Origin of the sequence: Arthrobacter sp. Soil764, from assembly GCF_001428075.1 — a bacterium.
Lineage (GTDB): Bacteria > Actinomycetota > Actinomycetes > Actinomycetales > Micrococcaceae > Arthrobacter.
This window is the reverse complement of sequence record NZ_LMSI01000020.1, coordinates 527,538-544,573: the sequence shown is the minus strand read 5'-3', so window position 1 is coordinate 544,573 and position 17,036 is coordinate 527,538. Positions and strand designations below refer to the sequence as shown.

Here is a 17,036-nt window from a genome sequence, read left to right as displayed (position 1 = left end):
TCCCTTTACATAAGGCGCTCAGCGCCTTATGTAAAGGGAAGGCGTCAGACGCCGGTGTAGGCGCCCTGGCTCGCGCTGTGCACCAGTTTGGCGTACTTGGCGAGGACGCCCTTTGTGTAGCGGGCCGGGAGCGGCTCCCACCCTGCCTTACGGGCTTCGAGCTCGGCTTCGTCCACCAGCAGGTCGAAGCTGCGGGCGGCGATGTCCACGCGGATCCGGTCGCCGTCCTTCACAAAGGCGATGGGGCCGCCGTCGACCGCTTCCGGTGCAACGTGGCCAATACACAGCCCCGTGGTGCCGCCGGAGAACCTGCCGTCGGTGAGCAGCAGGACGTCCTTGCCCAGCCCTGCCCCCTTGATGGCACCGGTGATCGCGAGCATTTCGCGCATTCCCGGGCCTCCCTTGGGCCCTTCATAGCGGATGACCACAACATCCCCCGCTTTGATGGCACCGTTGTCCAGCGCGTCCAGGGCACCCTGCTCACGCTCGAACACGCGGGCCGTTCCCTCGAAAACGTCGGCGTCGAACCCGGCGCTCTTCACCACCGCGCCCTCCGGGGCCATGGTGCCGTGCAGGATGGTGATGCCGCCGGTCTTGTGGATCGGGTTGTCCAGCGCGCGCAGGATCTTTCCGTCCACGTCGGGCGGGTTGATCGCGGCCAGGTTTTCAGCGACGGTCTTGCCCGTGACGGTGAGGCAATCCCCGTGGAGCAGGCCGGCGTCGAGCAGGGCCTTCATGATCACCGGTACGCCGCCGATCCTGTCGACGTCGGTCATGACGTAGCGGCCGAACGGCTTGAGGTCGCCCAGGTGCGGGATCTTGTCGCCGATGCGGTTGAAGTCGTCAAGGGTGAGCTCAACCTCGGCTTCGCGGGCGATGGCCAGCAGGTGCAGGACGGCATTGGTGGAGCCGCCGAAGGCCATGGTGACGGCGATGGCGTTCTCGAAGGCCTTCCTGGTCATGATGTCGCGGGCTGTGATGCCATGGCGCAGCAGGTTGACCACTGCTTCGCCCGACTTGCGGGCGAATTCGTCACGACGGCGGTCTGCCGAAGGTGGTGCGGCCGAGCCGGGCAGGGACATGCCGAGTGCCTCGCCGATGCAGGCCATGGTGTTGGCCGTGTACATGCCGCCGCAGGCGCCTTCGCCGGGGCAGATGGCCTTTTCGATGCGGGTGAGGTCCTCCATGCTCATCTTGCCGGCCGCGCACGCGCCGACCGCTTCGAAGGCGTCGATGAGGGTGACTTCCTTTTCGGATCCGTCCTCGAGCTTGACCCAGCCGGGCATGATGGAGCCCGCGTAGAGGAACACGCTGGCCAGGTCCAGGCGGGCGGCGGCCATGAGCATGCCCGGGAGGGACTTGTCACAGCCTGCCAGCAGGACCGAACCGTCGATCCGCTCGGCCTGCATCACGGTCTCGACGGAGTCGGCGATGACTTCGCGGGAGACCAGGGAAAAGTGCATGCCTTCGTGGCCCATGGAAATACCGTCGGAGACGGAGATGGTGCCGAACTGCATGGGGAAACCGCCCCCCGCGTGGACGCCTTCCTTGGCACCCTGCGCGAGCCGGTTCAGGGAGAGGTTGCAGGGGGTGATTTCATTCCAGGAACTTGCCACGCCCACCTGCGGCTTGGCGAAGTCGTCATCCCCCATGCCCACGGCCCGGAACATGCCGCGTGCAGGGGCCGCATGGATCCCATCGGTCACAACACGGCTGCGGGGCTTGATGTCAGGCGTGTTCTCGCTTGCGGTCTGGGCGTCACTCATAGGGGAAAGTCTAGGGCTCGGACCCTGGCCGAAACGACCGCCGGACCAGGGATGTGGCAAAAACGCCTGAAAAACCCGCCAAATAGTGGACTTCTGTCTCATATTTCGAGACGAGGGCTGCCGTAGGCCCCGATGCGGCCCCGCCGAAGGGCTTCCGGCCAGCGCAGGGCTCCGGGTCGCGCGGCGTCTCTGGACAGCCGTGGTGACCCGACGTAGCGTCGGGGACAGGACACCCAGCCACCTGGACCGAAAGGCCTGCCATGGACATTGTTTTCTGGATCATTCTCATCGTTGTCATCGCCGTCATCATCTGGTGGCTGCTGAACCGCAACAAGTCAGCCGGCCCGTCCGGCAGGCCATCGGCAGGGACCAGGACGGACGGAGCGCTCGAGGGCGGCAGTGCCGCAGCATCCGCCGATGCCGCGGGCACCACCGGTATCCCCACCGCGGCGGGGTTCGGAAGGCCGGCCGAACCCGCCGCCCCTGCCACTGCCGAGGAACCGGCGGATTCGTCCGCTTCCGGCTCCGGCACGTCCCGCAGCAGCGTTTCAGGCGGCAGCGCTTCAGCCAGCGGCGCCGAGGCTGGGCAGCGCCATCACCAGGACCAATCGGAGAGCCAGTCACAAAACGAGGCTGCGGACCAGGCCGAATGGGAAACCCAATGGTCCGAGGCAGGAGCCGGGTCAGGCTCCTCGGCGGTGGGGCCAGCCGGTACTCCTGCGCATCAGGCTGACCGGACCGATGCCTCCGCCGGGACAGCCTCCGGTCAGGCTTCCCCGCCGGACTCCCTCCCGGTCCACCATGACGAATACACGGCCCCCCACGCCCCCACGCTTCCCGGCGCTGAAACGGCCGCCGTTGAGAGCACGGACGACGCCGGCACGTCACCTGAGGTGCCGGCGGGCGGATACGCGTCCCAGCACCGGGCCGACTCCTCCGAATCTGTAAACCGGCAGGCGCCGGCCGCGCCTGCCGCCGCCGGCGGGAGCCAGGGGGAAGCCGCCGCGGCCGAAACGCTGGACCGCACCCAGTCCTCCGCCCTCGTGGAGAACGGCGCGGACCACCACCAGCCATCCAGGCAGGGCCAGGACGTGGCTGCGGCCGGGCCGGCCGTGCAGGCACAGGGCCCGGATTCCGTCCTGCCTTCCGGGCACCTTGCAGCAGATGAGCCATATGGGGCAGGTTCGGCTGCGCCGGGTCCCGACGGAAGCGGACCGGCGGACTACACGGTCAAGGGCGATGCCGCCGCAATGGTCTACTACGAAGAAGGGCATCCCGACTATGAGCAGACCCGGGCGGAAGTCTGGTTTGAATCTGCTGCGCATGCGGAGGCTGCAGGCTTCCGGGCCCCGCGCCGCAAACGGCTCTAGCAGGGGGAAGGCCCGCCGCGCCGCGGCGGGCCTTCCCTCCCTGGCCGTGTGCCTGGCACTGGCCGCCTGCACGGGAACGTCCGGGCCGCCTCAACCGGGCTCCGGCACGGCCAGCAGCGGCACCGCGCCGGGAACCGCCGTCGTTATCCCTCCGCCGCCCACCGTCCCCGCCGCCGCTTCTTCCTCTGCCCCGGCCCCTCCTCCTCAAACTGTCCCTGTTCCCACGGTGCAGGAACGGCTGGAGCTGCAGCTGGACATCCCGTGGGCCGCCGTGTTCCTTCCGGACGGGACTGCCATCATCTCCGAGCGGGAAACGGCGCTGCTGAAGGCCGTACGGGATGGAAAAGCCGCCACGCTCGGCAAGGTCCCGGACGTGGTGCCCGCCGGCGAAGGGGGCCTGCTGGGCCTGGCGCTGTCCCCGCACTTCGACGAAGACCACCTGCTGTATGCCTACCTGACCGCCCGTGAGGACAACCGGGTGGTCCGGCTTACCGTCCAAGGCGATGCCGACGGTTCCCTGGCGCTCGGCCAGCCCCAGGTGGTGTTGTCGGGGATACCAAAGGCCAGTACCCACAATGGCGGCAGGATCCGTTTCGGTCCGGACGGCTTCCTGTATGTGGGCACGGGCGATGCCCAGCGCCGCGAACAGCCCCAGGATCCGCGCGCCCTGGGCGGGAAGATACTCCGGCTCACCCCCGACGGCAGCCCCGCCCCGGGCAACCCGTTTGGCAACGCCGTCTACAGCCTGGGGCACCGGAACGTCCAGGGCCTGGCCTGGGATGGAGCAGGCCGGCTGTGGGCCAGCGAGTTCGGCCCGGACGTGGACGATGAGTTGAACCTGATTTTGCCGGGTGCCAACTACGGTTGGCCGTTGGTCACGGGCGCTCCGCACCGTGCGGAGTTCCAGGACGCCAAGGTGGTGTGGCCTTCCACCCGCGACTCCTCACCCAGCGGACTGGAAATTGCCGGCGGTGTTGCCTATCTGGGCGCCCTTCGCGGTGAACGCTTCTGGGCGGTCCCGCTCCAAGGGACGGAGGCAGGTAATCCTGTGGCCTATTTCACAGGTGAGTACGGCAGGATCCGGGACGTCATCCGGACTCCGGAGGGCGGGTTATGGCTGCTGACGAACAACGAAAACCCTGATTTCGTGCTGGTTTTGCGCCCCCTCCAGTAATCCAGGCACCGCCGCCGGCGCCGATTTCACTTGCACCAAAAGTTCGTGTAGAGTTTCATGTCGTTGCGGAGATCAACGGGAAAGAAAAAGCCCGGAGATGGAAGCGAACAAGATGCACCTCTAGCTCAATTGGCAGAGCAATTGACTCTTAATCAATGGGTTCCGGGTTCAAGTCCCGGGGGGTGCACCACTGGGAAAACAGCCTCCGGCTTTGTGGAAACACAAGCCGGGGGCTGTTTTGTTTTGCCCACTTGGTCATCGATTGCTCCGTAAGTGCCGCTTTGAGGGCTCAAAACGGCAGGTACGGAGCAATCGATGGGAGTGGGGCGGGGAGAAATACGACGGCGGCCCGGCGGCTGGGCACAAAAAAGCGCGGCCCGGCTTTTCCAAGCCAGAGCCGCGCTTTCGTTAAGCGGTCTGCGGTGCCACAGCTACTTGGCGGCGTTGTCCACCAGGGCAGCGGCGTTGCCGGGCGTCGTGGAGAACTGGCTGGCGAGCTCACGCACCACGGCCTTGAGTTCCTGCCGCAGCAGTTCGGGGTCAATCGACGCCGATCCCAGCACCGAGCGCTCCATCTCCACAGCCTGGGCCACGGCGTCCTTGCCCTGCTCGGTGAGCGAGACCACGTGGCTCCTGCGGTCCGAGGTGCTGCGCACCCGGACGATGTGGCCGTGGGACTCAAGCCGGCTGAGCGTCTTGCCCATGGTCTGGGCCTGGACGCGGACATACTGGGCAAGCTGCGCCTGGGTCATGGGTCCTTGCGCGGCAAGGACTTCGATGGCGATAACACCGGCGTGGGTAAGTCCGATGGCGCCAAGTTTTTCGTTCCATGAGTGTTCAACGAGGCGCGCAGCAGTGGACAGGAGGCGCCCTGTGGGCCAGTGATCCATATCAGGCATAGCAGCAAGTATAGCCAAATGCCGATTAGCACTCGTCCCACCTGCTTACTAGGCTGTTGTGTCCCGCCCGCAACAAGGAGAAAAACAATGGCTGAAAGACTCGTTACCGGCGACAAAGCACCCGCTTTCACCCTGCAGGATTCAACCGGCAAGGACGTCAGCCTGGCTCCCCGGCCCGGCCGCTCCACCATTGTCTATTTCTACCCGGCCGCCTCCACGCCCGGCTGCACCAAGGAGGCCTGCGACTTCCGGGACAGCCTCGCCTCCCTGCAGGCCTCCGGCTACGACGTCCTGGGCATCTCCCCCGACCCCGTTGAGAAACTGGCCAAGTTTGCTGCGAACGAGTCGCTGACGTTCCCGCTGCTCTCCGACGCGGACCACGCGGTGGCCGAGGCGTACGGCGCCTGGGGCGAGAAGAAGAACTACGGCAAGACTTACCAGGGCCTCATCCGGTCCACTGTGGTGGTGGACCCATCCGGCGCCGTTTCCCTTGCCCAGTACAACGTCCGGGCCACCGGCCACGTGGCCAAACTGCGGCGGGACCTCAACCTGGACAACTGATCTCTGGCGCCCACCCCGGGCCTGCTGCCAAGGACCCGCCCAGGCAGGCCCGCGGGGCAACGCTACAATGGACACTGGCATCCGCCGTCGGACCTTAAAGGTTGGCAGCGGGACGCCGCGCGCGAGTGGTGAAATTGGCAGACACGCAGGATTTAGGTTCCTGTGCCTTCGGGCGTGGGGGTTCAAGTCCCCCCTTGCGCACCTGTGGATCCCCCGGCTTCGGCCGGGGGATCCGTGCTTTAAGCACCCGCCTGGCTGCCGCCGGTTTCTGCCCCGATTAGAAAAACTCCAAAGATCACCCATCCGCCGCCGCCCAACGGCCGAATAGCCATTGAGACACCAGCCAAGGGCAGGTGCTTACACCAAGGCAAGGTGCAGGCCGCGGACAGCGTCCACAAGCGGCAGGCAAAACGATCCAAGGAGAACTGAAATGCAGACCTTCAAGCGCACCACTTTCACCGTCGCCGGCGTTGCAGCGGCCGCACTGCTGAGCCTCACCGCATGTGGCGGTTCCGGCACCACTTCCGGTTCCTCGGCGTCGTCTGCGCCGATGGCGTCCTCCCCCAGCTCCAGCATGGCATCGCCGTCCAGCTCCGCCATGGCGTCCCCGTCTGCGGCCAGCATGGACCCGGCCGCCAACCTGGTTGGCCCCGGCTGCGCCGCCTACGCCCAGCAGGTTCCCAGCGGTGCCGGCTCGGTGGAGGGCATGGCCCTTGATCCGGTGGCCGTGGCCGCCTCCAACAACCCGATCCTGACCACCCTCACGGCCGCCGTTTCCGGCAAGCTGAACCCCAAGGTGGACCTGGTTGACACCCTCAACGGCGGCGAATTCACTGTCTTCGCACCGGTTGACGACGCCTTCAAGAAGATCGACGCCGCCACCATCGAGACCCTGAAGACGGACGACGCGCTGCTGAGCAAGATCCTGACCTACCACGTGGTTCCCGGCCAGATCACCCCGGACAAGATCGCCGGCACGCACGCCACGGTCCAGGGCGGTTCCGTCACGGTGACCGGCAGCGGGGACAACCTCAAGGTGGACAACGCCAACGTCGTTTGCGGCGGCGTCAAGACCAAGAACGCGACGGTCTACCTGGTCGACTCGGTCCTCATGCCCAAGTAAGCACCGCGCACGCCCCCTCAAGGCCCGGGTCCGCCGGCAACCAGCGGACCCGGGCCTTGGCGCGTCACGCGTGTACCTGGGGTCCGCCCCAGGTCCTGTCCTCTAGACTGGGTCCCGGCCCGCAAGCGGCGGAGCCGGCAGCATCCAGAGGTGATAAACGAGTGCCCAGCAGTACATCGCGGCGGACGGTCATCAAAGCCGGCGCCGTCCTCATGGCGCTGGGCGTGACCTCATGCACGGGAATGCCGTCCCCGTCCCCCACCTCCGGAACGCCCAATTCCACTCCCGCCGAGCCGGATGCCACGTTCAATTTCGGCACCGCCGCCCAGCCCCTGGGACTGGACCCGGCCCTGTCCGGTGACGTGGAGTCCCAGCGCATCACCCGCCAGATCCTCGAAGGGCTGGTAGGCGTCGACCAGACCACCGGCAAGCCCACCCCGCTGCTGGCCACGGAGTGGAACGAGTCCAACGAAGGCCGGACCTACACCTTCAAGCTCCGAACGGGGGTGACCTTCCAGGACGGCACACCATTCAACGCCGACGCCGTCTGCGCCAATTTCAACCGTTGGTTCACCTTTCCCGTGGAGTTGCGGAAACAGGCGCCCGGCAGCTCGTTCAAGAGCGTGTTCAAGGCGCACTCGGACGAGCCTGGGCTGTCCATCTTCAAAAGCTGCACGGCGGTCTCCGCCGACACCGTCCAGATTGACCTGACGCAGCGTTTCACGGCGTTCCTCCAGTCACTGACGCTGCCGGCCTTCGCCATTGCGTCCCCTGCTGCCCTCGCCGCCGGCAGGGCCGACGTCCTGGACCAGAACCGGGGCGGCCAGGCGATGTCCGCGTTCGCCACCAACCCGGTGGGCACCGGACCCTTCACCCTGGCCGCATGGGGCAACGACAACGTCACCTTGTCCAGCAACAGGACCTACTGGGGCGACCGCGGCCAGATCGCCACCATCAACTTCCTGGCCTACAACCATCCCCAGACCCGTCTCCAGGCCCTGTTGGACGGAAAGATTGACGGTTATGACGCCGTCACCGTGGGGAATTTCGACCAATTGGTCAAGCGCGGCAAGCAGATTGTGCAGCGCGACCCCTTCTCGGTGATGTACGTCGGCATGAACCAGGACATCCCGGTGCTCCAGAACCAGAAGGTCCGGCAGGCGGTGGAGCTGGCGATCGACAAGGAAACCCTGATCCGGAAGTTCTTCATCGATAACACCGCCAAGGCCACGCAGTTTGTTCCGCCCAAGATCAGCGGCTTCAACAACGACGCACCGGCACTCGGACACGATCCAGTGAAGGCCAAGGATTACCTGAAGGAGGGCGGCTACGCGGGCGAGGAACTGAAGTTCTACTACCCCATGAACGTCACCCGCCCCTACCTGCCCACACCGGAGAAGGTCTACGCGGAACTCAGCCGCCAGCTGACCGCAGTGGGCTTCAATATCCGGCCCGTCCCGGTTGACTGGTCCGACGGATACCTGCAGAAGGTCCAGTCCTCCGGCGACCACGCGCTCCACATCCTCGGCTGGAATGGCTCCTACTCGGATGCGGACAACTTCGTGGGCCCGCTCTTCGGCGAGAAGAACGGGGAGTTCGGCTACCAGGACCCCCAGGTCTTCTCAAAGATCAACCGGGCACGGGGGCTGCCCGACGGCAAGGAACGCGATGAGCTCTATCACACGATCAACACCCAGATAGCGGCGACCGTGCCGGCTGTTCCCATCGCCTTCCCCATCTCCGCGCTTGCCCTGTCAGACCGCGTGCTGAGCTACCCCGCCTCCCCGGTCTTAAACGAAGTTTTCACGAAGGTCCAGCTAAAGCCTTGACGGCCCGGGCCAATTTCAGTATGCGGGCTGCACGGGGATATTCTGTGACAGCCAGAGCCGCTGCAATCGGAGACTGATCGTGACCTTCATTTCCAAGACCCCACACGCCGACGTTGTCCTGATAGGCGGCGGCATCATGAGCGCCACGCTGGGGGCATTCCTCAAGCAGCTGGAACCGGACTGGACCATCTCCCTGTTCGAACGGCTGGACCAGCCGGGCCTCGAAAGCTCAGATCCCTGGAACAACGCAGGAACGGGCCATGCCGCCCTCTGCGAGCTCAACTACTCCCCCGCAGCCAAAGACGGCTCGGTCAACCCCGCCAAGGCACTGCTCATCAACGAACAGTTCCAGCTCTCGCGCCAGTTCTGGTCCCACCTGGTGGACAACAACCTGATCGGTTCGCCCAAGGGCTTCATCAACACCGTCCCGCACATGAGCTTCGTGATCGGTGAGGACCACGCCCGGTTCCTGAAGACCCGCTATGAGGCACTGAAGCCGCACACCCTGTTCCGCAGCATGGAGTACTCCGAGGACCACGCCCAGATTGCCAAGTGGGCGCCGCTGATCGTCAAGGGCCGCGACCCCCAGCAGCGCATCGCCGCCACCCGCGCCGCCGAGGGAACCGACGTCGACTTCGGGGCACTCACCCGCGAGCTGACCACCTACCTGGGGCACAACGGCGTCGAAATCAACTACAACCACGACGTCACCGGAATCTCCCGGGCGTCCGACGGCGGCTGGGACCTGACGCTGAAGCACCCCAAGTCCGGGGAACACGGCAAGATCCACGCCAAGTTCGTCTTTGTCGGGGCCGGCGGCGGCGCCCTGCACCTGCTCCAGGCCTCCGGCATCCCGGAAAGCAAGGGCTACGGCGGCTTCCCCGTCTCCGGCCAGTTCTTCCGCTGCACGGACGAGGCCATCGCGGCCCAGCACAGCGCCAAGGTCTATGGCCAGGCGTCCGTGGGCGCTCCGCCCATGTCCGTTCCGCACCTGGACACCCGCTACGTCAACGGGAAGCGCTCGCTCCTGTTCGGCCCGTACGCCGGATTCTCCACGAACTTCCTGAAGAACGGCTCCTACCTGGACCTGCCACTGTCCATCCGGCCGTCCAACATCATTCCCATGCTGGCAGTTGCCAAGGACAACATGGACCTCACCGCCTACCTGGTCAAGGAAGTGGTGAAGAAGCACGACCAGAAGGTCGAGGGACTGCGCGAGTACTACCCCGAGGCAAAGGGCGGGGACTGGGAACTCATTACGGCCGGCCAGCGTGTACAGATCATCAAGAAAGACCCGCAAAAGGGCGGCATCCTTCAGTTCGGAACCGAAGTGATCGCCGGCCGCGACGGCTCCATCGGTGCGCTCCTGGGCGCCTCGCCCGGAGCCTCGACCGCTGTCCCCATCATGATCGAGCTCCTGCAGAAGACGTTCCCCCGGAACTTCAAGGGCTGGCAGGGCAAGCTCAAGGACATGATGCCCGGCTACGGAGTGAAGCTGGATGAGAATCCGGACCTTGCCGCGGAGCTGGAACGGGCCACGGCCAAATCCCTCCAGCTGGAGAGCGTTTCCGCCAGCCACTGACCCTGCCGGGGCCAGCGGCTGGCACCCCCAGGGCATGTACCAGTCACTCAGACCCCCAGGAGACCACCCATGTTCCGGCTGGCGCACCTTTCCCTGGCGAACCGGGCCCTGATCGCCCTGATCACCGTCTTCGCCTCGGTCTTCGGCGTGATCACGATGTCATCGCTGAAGCAGGAGCTCATTCCTTCCATTGAGTTCCCGCAGATCACGGTGCTCAGCTCCATGCCGGGTGCGTCGCCGGAAGTGGTGGACAAGCAGGTCAGTGGCCCGCTCGAAAAGGCGCTGAACGGCGTGGAGGGGCTGGAGTCCACCTCTTCCACTTCGCGCACCGGCGTCTCCCAGATCACCATGGTGTTCACGTACGGATCCAACCTGGACCGGGCCCGCAACCAGATCGACCGGGCCATCTCCAACGCCAAGCGGACCCTGCCCAGCGATGTCCAGCCGCAGGCCATTGCCGGAAGCATCAGCGACTTCCCCATCGTTTTCCTCGCCGTCTCCTCCGACAAGCCGCTGAGCGGGCTGAACGCCGACCTGCAGCGCCTGACCGTGCCCAGGCTGCAGAAGATCGACGGCGTTCGCAGCGCCGACGTGACCGGCGGCGCCTCCCAGCACATCGAGATCCTTCCAAAGCCCGACGCCATGACGGCAGCGGGGACAAGTGTGACCTCCATCCGGGACGCCCTGTCCAACAACGGCGCGCTGGTCCCGGCAGGCACCCTGCAGGACCAGGGCAAGACCTTGTCGCTCCAGATCGGCAGCCCGGTGGACTCCCTGGACGCCATCAAGGCACTGCCGCTGGGAGGTGCCAAAAACGGGGCAACCATCGGTACTGTCGCGGATGTGTCGCTCAAGGACGATGAACGCACCTCGATCACCCGCACCAACGGCGCCGAGACGCTGGCCATCTCCGTCACCAAGAAACCCGAAGGCGACACGGTGGGCATCTCGCACGCGGTGCGGGACTCCCTGAAGGACCTGGAAGCCGAACTGGGGTCCAACGCCAGGTTCACCCCTGTCTTCGACCAGGCACCGTTCATCGAGAAATCCATCAAGGACCTCACCACGGAAGGCCTGCTGGGGCTGGGGTTCGCCGTCGCCATTATCCTGCTCTTCCTGATGTCCGCCCGGTCAACGCTGGTCACGGCGGTATCCATTCCGCTGTCCCTGCTGATCACGTTCATTGGCCTGTCGGCCACCGGCTACTCGCTGAACATCCTGACGCTCGGCGCGCTCACCATCGCGATCGGGCGCGTGGTGGACGACTCGATTGTCGTGATCGAAAACATCAAGCGGCACCTGAGTTACGGCGAGGATAAGTCGACGGCGATCCTCACCGCCATCAGGGAGGTGGCCGGTGCCATCACCGCCTCCACCCTGACCACGGTGGCTGTGTTCCTGCCGATCGCCTTCGTCGGCGAACTGGCCGGTGAACTGTTCCGGCCCTTCGCCTTGACGGTGACCATGGCGCTGCTGGCCTCGCTGCTGGTGTCACTGACCATCGTCCCGGTGCTCGCCTACTGGTTCCTCAGGAATCCCAAGGACGCGGCGGGTACGGCTGCTGCCGGCTCCGCCGAGGCCCGGCGGATCGCCGATGAGGCAAAAGCGAAGGCCCACGACGCCGAACAGCGCAGCCGCCTGCAGCGCGGCTACCTGCCCATCCTCCGCTCCACCCAGAAACATCCAGTCATTACCCTCGTGGCTGCAGTGCTGGTGCTCGGTGCCACCGGCGCCATGACACCGCTGCTGGCCACAAACCTCCTGGGCAATTCGGGACAGAACAGCCTTACCGTGCGCCAGGTACTGCCGGCCGGCACCAGCCTGGCCGACACCAGCGCCGCCGCCGTCCGCCTCGAAGAGGTGCTCCGTGGGATCGACGGCATCAAGGACGTCCAGGTGACCTCCGGCAACGCCCAGGCCGGTTTTGCCGCACTCACATCCACCGGTTCCTCCAACTCCACCTTCACGGTGGTGACGGACGAAAAGGCCAACCAGGCACGCCTGCAGGAGACCGTGCGCTCGGAGCTTGCGAGGGTGCCCGGCTCAGGCAAGGTATCGGTGGGCACCCAGCAGGGCGGCTTTGGCACCTCATCCACCGTGGACATCACGCTGAAGGCTGCTGACAGCGCCGACCTCCAGGCTGCCAGCGACACGATGGTGGCAGCCATGACAGGCGTCCCCGGCACAAGTGAGGTGGCCAGCAACCTGGCCGCCAGCAACCCCGTGGTCCAGGTCCGGGTGGACAGGGCCAAAGCCGCCGCCGCGGGCCTGAACGAGGAACAGGTTGCCGGGGTGCTGGCATCCACCATCAGCCCCATCCCTGCCGGCACGGTACGGATCGACACCGACGATTTCCCCGTCCGCATCGGCCAGGGCACCAAGTTCACCAGCATCGACGCCGTCCGGAACATCCCGCTGCCGGCGGGTGGCCGGCCGGTGACGCTGGGAAGCATCGCTTCCGTCGAGCAGGTGGACGTCCCCGTCTCCATCACCGCCAGCAACGGTGAGCGCACCGCCAAGGTGTCCATCACGCCGTCGGGCTCCAACCTGGGTGCGGTGAACACGGAAGTCCAAAAACGCCTGGCTGACGTCCAGCTGCCGGCCGGCGTCACCGCGGAGATCGGCGGCGCCACCACGCAGCAGGCGGAATCGTTCCGGCAGCTGGGGCTGGCCCTGCTGGCAGCGATCGCCATCGTCTACGTGATCATGGTGGCCACCTTCAAGTCCCTCATCCAGCCGCTGATCCTGTTGGTCTCGGTTCCGTTTGCGGCCACCGGCGCCGTGGCGCTGCTGCTGCTCACCGGCGTGCCCCTGGGCCTGCCATCGCTCATCGGCATGCTGATGCTGGTGGGCATCGTGGTCACCAACGCCATCGTGCTGATCGACCTGATCAACCAGTACCGGCAGCCGCGCGACGGCCGGCCCGGCATGAATGTGGCGGACGCCATCACGAACGGTGCGCGCCAGCGGCTCCGGCCCATCCTGATGACGGCACTTGCTACGGTCTTTGCCCTGACTCCCATGGCACTGGGCCTCACGGGCGGCGGCGGGTTCATCTCACAGCCGCTGGCCGTGGTGGTGATCGGCGGCCTGGTGTCCTCCACCGCGTTGACCCTGGTCCTGGTTCCGGTGCTGTACCGGCTGGTGGAGGGGCGGCGTGAGAAGAAGGCGCTGTTGCGTGACCTCAAGGCCCGCCCGGAGTTTGGTCCTGCCGCCGACGTGGATGCTGAGTTCCGCGACTGGACTACGGGCCAGGTGCCAAAAGTCAGCGGCCGGCGCGCCGCTCCCGGCGCCGAATAAAACGACGGAATATTTCCGGCCGTACAGCGTTGTATCCGGCGATAGATGCAAATGCATCTACATTGGCCTATACTGGAGCCAAGCCCAGCAACGGAAAGGCACGCCATGCAGATCGGTGTTTTCAGCGTCAGCGACATCACCACGGACCCCACCACGGGCCGCACCCCCACCGAGCACGAACGCATCAAGGCATCGGTGGCCATCGCCAAAAAGGTCGAGGAAATCGGCATGGATGTCTACGCCCTGGGCGAGCACCACAACCGGCCCTTCTTCTCCTCCTCCCCCACCACCACCCTCGCGTACATTGCGGCCCAGACCGAACGCATCATCCTCTCCACGGCCACCACGCTGATCACCACCAATGACCCGGTGAAGATCGCCGAGGACTTCGCCATGCTCCAGCACCTGTCTGACGGGCGCGTGGACCTGGTCCTGGGCCGCGGCAACACCGCCCCGGTGTACCCGTGGTTCGGCAAGAACATCCAGGACGGCGTGGAACTGGCGATCGAAAACTACAGCCTCCTGCGCAAGCTGTGGGATGAGGACACCGTCAACTGGTCCGGCAAGTTCCGCACCCCGCTGCAGAACTTCACCTCCACCCCGCGGCCCCTGGACGGGGTGGCTCCGTTCGTGTGGCACGGCTCCATCCGCACGCCGCAGATCGCGGAAGTGGCCGCGTACTTTGGTGACGGCTTCTTCGCCAACAACATCTTCTGGCCCAAGGAGCACTACCAGCAGCTGATCGGCCTCTACCGCGAACGGTACGAACACTACGGCCACGGCAAGGCGGACCAGGCGATCGTTGGGCTCGGCGGCCAGTTCTTCATGCGGAAGAACTCCCAGGATGCCGTGAACGAGTTCCGCCCGTACTTCGACAATGCCCCTGTGTACGGCCATGGACCGTCCCTGGAGGACTTCACCTCCCAGACCCCGCTGACCGTGGGCAGTCCGCAGGAAGTCATCGAAAAGACCCTGACGTTCCGTGAGCACTTCGGCGACTACCAGCGCCAGCTGTTCCTGATCGACCACGCCGGGCTGCCGCTGAAGACCGTCCTGGAGCAGCTGGACCTGTTCGGCGAGGAAGTCCTGCCTGTCCTCCGCAGGGAGTACGCGGCCCTCAAGCCCGCCCACGTTCCCGAGCCACCCACCCACGCCGGCCGCGTGGCCGCCCTGCTTGCATCGCAGGACGCCGACAAAGCCGCCGCGGAGGCGTGATGGCTGCGGGAGGATCGGAATCGCCGGTGCGGCTGGCCGCCGAAACCTGGGAGTCCCTGTTCCGGGCCCAGGTTGCCGTGATGCGCAAGCTGCAGTCCGGGCGGGCGTTCCGGAAGCTGGCGGTGAATGAATACGACGTCCTGTTCACGCTCTCCCGGTGCCCGTCCGGCTGGTTGCGCCTCAACGAGCTCAACGACAATGTGCTGTTGAGCCAGTCCAGCCTGAGCAGGCTGGTGGAGCGGCTCGAAAAGCGCGGGCTCGTGTCCCGGATGCCGGCCCCCGAGGACGGCCGCGGCATCCTGCTGAAGCTGACCGACGAGGGGCGGGAGCTGCAGAAGGAGATCGGCCGCGAGCACGTCCGGGACATCTCGGCGCTGGTGGGTCCTGCCCTGACGGCCGCGGAGCAGAAGGAACTGATGCGGCTCACGGACAAGCTGCGGAGCTCGCTGGGTCCCCTTCCCAAATAGCAGGCGGCTGCCCCGCCGATGGGAGAGCCAGGCGGGCCCGGAAGTCAGCCCAGCGCCACCAGCCGGGCGGGATCCTCGACCGGGAGCTCCCCGTTGACCACGGCGGTGACGCGCAGCTGGTTCAGCACCAGGCTTCCACCCACCGTGGACAGGAAGGCGGTGTCAGAGGAGTCCCGCCCGGCAGTGATGCGCAGCATCGACTCCCGCGGCGCAAGCCCGGTGGGGTCGATGATGTGCCAGGCTCCCTCCACGTAGGCTTCGGCCACGGCATGGAAATCCATGGGGCTCAGGCCCGGTGCGTAGACAGCCGCCAGACGCGCCGGGACGTCCTTGGAGCGGAGCAGGGCGATGGCCAGGTGCGCAAAGTCCCGGCAGACGCCGCGCCTGCTGAGGAGGGTTTCCACCGCACCGTCTGTGCCCCGGGAGGAGCCGCTGATGTACCGCAGCTCACCGTTGACCCAGTTGCGGACGGCCTGCACCAGGTCCGCGCCCTGGACCCCTTCGAACTCTGCGTAGGCCGTAGGCAGGAGCCGGTCTGATTCGGCATACCGGCTGGGACGGACGTAGCGGATCCGGTCGGCCAGGGTCGCGTCTTCGGGGACAGCGCGGCCGGCCACCGTGGCCGTGTATTCCACGGTGACGTCGGTGGGTTCGGCGAACTCCATGTAGTGGAACCGGCCGCCGTGGTGGTCCGAAACCTCGGTCAATGGAACCTCTGCCCCGCCGGCCATGACGGAGAGGGACTCATCAAAGGATGAGTAGCCGCTGTTCCGTGCTACGGCAATGGCCATGGCCACCTTGGTGTTGGCGATGGTCCTGAAGGCCAGGCGTGCGGAAACAGAGCGTTCCATGTCTCTCCGGGGGTGTTGGGGGCGGAAAACAAGTCGTACGCCCCGCACTTGTGAGTGCCGGCAGCGGGACTAGTTTTTGACCTTCAGCGACATTAGCATCCGCTGCACGTTGGCGAAGTCAGGACTCTCATTGACGTACTGCGCGGCCTGGCCAAGGGTGTCGAAAGCCTTCGCCGGCGCCACTTTCTCATCCGGGGCAAAGGCCTTGAGGTTCACCAGGTCCCCGAACGAGTAGTCGCCCTTGGAGGCCGGACCCCGCACCACATTGCGCAGCACGCACGCCTGCCCATCCGTCCCTCCCACAAGGTTGGTGATCCCGTATGAACCGAAATACCGGTAGCCCTGGATCACCCGGTAGACCATGTGCGGCGGGATGGTCCCCTCCCCGCCCTGGGCGGAAAGCTCAAAGGGTACGCTGCTGATCACGGTGTAGGAATGCCGGGCGCTTTCCGGACAATCGGGGGACGACGGCGGCAGTCCGGTGCGGAGTGCGGCAACGAAAGTTCCGTCGGGCTTCTTCACTTCCACCTTCAGTCCGCCGGGAAGCACGCCGTCCTCAGGCGCCACGGACTGGGCGATCCAGTCCGCCGGCAGGTCGAAGCTGACGGTTTTGGCGGGGTCGGAGAACGTCTTCCAGGAAGCCGCGGTGGCAACACCCCCGGGTTCCCCGGATGGTGTGGAGGCGGAGGCCTGGACACTGCCCGAAGCATCCGGTGCTGATCCCGACGTTGGGCCGGGCGCGGCAGATCCGGAGGTTGCCGCCGCCGATGGTGCGGGCTGTGCCGTCCATCCCGGGCCCGCCGGGGATCCAGAGCATCCCGCCAGCAGGAACACCGCCGCCGCCAGGGATGTCCGGGAAAGGGCGGTCACTGCTGCCTTGCCTGTCATGGAAGCCAGCC

General features: G+C 66.0%; 13 protein-coding genes and 2 tRNA genes. 11 read left to right on the top strand and 4 right to left on the bottom strand.

Annotation, left to right across the window (positions count from 1 at the left end; genetic code table 11):
• Positions 1 to 44: 44 nt before the first annotated feature.
• Entirely contained in the window at positions 45 to 1,766 is a 1,722-nt protein-coding gene (ilvD, locus tag ASG86_RS13865) for a dihydroxy-acid dehydratase (RefSeq protein ID WP_056335245.1), read from the bottom strand.
• 260 nt (positions 1,767 to 2,026) lie between these two features.
• On the opposite strand from ilvD, the gene ASG86_RS13860 reads away from it, so the two are divergent.
• From ASG86_RS13860 to ASG86_RS13850, 3 genes are all read left to right on the top strand, one after another.
• Positions 2,027 to 3,136 (top strand): sunset domain-containing protein, encoded by a 1,110-nt coding sequence (locus ASG86_RS13860; protein ID WP_056335242.1) that lies wholly within the window; start codon positions 2,027 to 2,029, stop codon positions 3,134 to 3,136.
• Complete coding sequence (locus ASG86_RS13855) at positions 3,090 to 4,310, top strand: PQQ-dependent sugar dehydrogenase (RefSeq protein WP_082566789.1); 1,221 nt, start codon at positions 3,090 to 3,092, stop codon at positions 4,308 to 4,310. Before ASG86_RS13860 ends, ASG86_RS13855 begins: the two co-directional genes overlap by 47 nt.
• Before the next feature lie 114 nt (positions 4,311 to 4,424).
• Positions 4,425 to 4,500: transfer RNA gene (locus ASG86_RS13850), tRNA-Lys, on the top strand.
• Positions 4,501 to 4,741: 241 nt separating this feature from the next.
• Here ASG86_RS13850 and ASG86_RS13845 read toward each other — a convergent pair.
• Positions 4,742 to 5,200 carry a MarR family winged helix-turn-helix transcriptional regulator gene (locus tag ASG86_RS13845; RefSeq protein WP_056335240.1) on the bottom strand — a complete coding sequence of 153 codons (459 nt, stop codon included), beginning with the start codon at positions 5,198 to 5,200 and terminating at the stop codon, positions 4,742 to 4,744.
• Positions 5,201 to 5,296: 96 nt separating this feature from the next.
• Here ASG86_RS13845 and bcp point away from each other — a divergent pair, with 96 nt between their 5' ends.
• The 8 genes from bcp to ASG86_RS13805 all read left to right on the top strand — a co-directional run bounded on the left by bcp (position 5,297) and on the right by ASG86_RS13805 (position 15,286).
• Positions 5,297 to 5,770 (top strand): thioredoxin-dependent thiol peroxidase, encoded by a 474-nt coding sequence (bcp, locus tag ASG86_RS13840; RefSeq protein WP_056335237.1) that lies wholly within the window; start codon positions 5,297 to 5,299, stop codon positions 5,768 to 5,770.
• 119 nt (positions 5,771 to 5,889) lie between these two features.
• Positions 5,890 to 5,971, top strand: a tRNA-Leu gene (locus tag ASG86_RS13835).
• 229 nt (positions 5,972 to 6,200) lie between these two features.
• Complete coding sequence (locus ASG86_RS13830; RefSeq protein WP_056335234.1) at positions 6,201 to 6,893, top strand: fasciclin domain-containing protein; 693 nt, start codon at positions 6,201 to 6,203, stop codon at positions 6,891 to 6,893.
• A gap of 161 nt (positions 6,894 to 7,054) precedes the next feature.
• The gene (locus ASG86_RS13825; protein ID WP_235565179.1) at positions 7,055 to 8,722 is read left to right on the top strand and encodes an ABC transporter substrate-binding protein; all 1,668 of its coding nucleotides are present in this window, start codon (positions 7,055 to 7,057) and stop codon (positions 8,720 to 8,722) included.
• A gap of 79 nt (positions 8,723 to 8,801) precedes the next feature.
• Positions 8,802 to 10,304 (top strand): malate:quinone oxidoreductase, encoded by a 1,503-nt coding sequence (locus tag ASG86_RS13820; protein ID WP_056335231.1) that lies wholly within the window; start codon positions 8,802 to 8,804, stop codon positions 10,302 to 10,304.
• A 69-nt stretch (positions 10,305 to 10,373) separates the two neighbouring features.
• A complete protein-coding gene (locus ASG86_RS13815; RefSeq protein ID WP_056335229.1) occupies positions 10,374 to 13,604 on the top strand; it encodes an efflux RND transporter permease subunit in 3,231 nt (1,076 codons plus the stop codon).
• Positions 13,605 to 13,709: 105 nt separating this feature from the next.
• Positions 13,710 to 14,819 carry an LLM class flavin-dependent oxidoreductase gene (locus ASG86_RS13810; protein WP_056335226.1) on the top strand — a complete coding sequence of 370 codons (1,110 nt, stop codon included), beginning with the start codon at positions 13,710 to 13,712 and terminating at the stop codon, positions 14,817 to 14,819.
• A complete protein-coding gene (locus ASG86_RS13805) occupies positions 14,819 to 15,286 on the top strand; it encodes a MarR family winged helix-turn-helix transcriptional regulator (protein WP_056335223.1) in 468 nt (155 codons plus the stop codon). The genes ASG86_RS13810 and ASG86_RS13805 overlap by 1 nt, the downstream gene beginning before the upstream one ends.
• 44 nt (positions 15,287 to 15,330) lie before the next feature.
• Here ASG86_RS13805 and ASG86_RS13800 read toward each other — a convergent pair whose 3' ends face one another.
• Both ASG86_RS13800 and ASG86_RS13795 read right to left on the bottom strand, forming a co-directional pair.
• Positions 15,331 to 16,137, bottom strand: a complete 807-nt coding sequence (locus ASG86_RS13800) for a transglutaminase-like domain-containing protein (RefSeq protein WP_056335219.1) — start codon at positions 16,135 to 16,137, stop codon at positions 15,331 to 15,333.
• A gap of 69 nt (positions 16,138 to 16,206) precedes the next feature.
• The gene (locus ASG86_RS13795; RefSeq protein ID WP_056335213.1) at positions 16,207 to 17,025 is read right to left on the bottom strand and encodes a hypothetical protein; all 819 of its coding nucleotides are present in this window, start codon (positions 17,023 to 17,025) and stop codon (positions 16,207 to 16,209) included.
• Between the last annotated feature and the right edge of the window lie 11 nt (positions 17,026 to 17,036).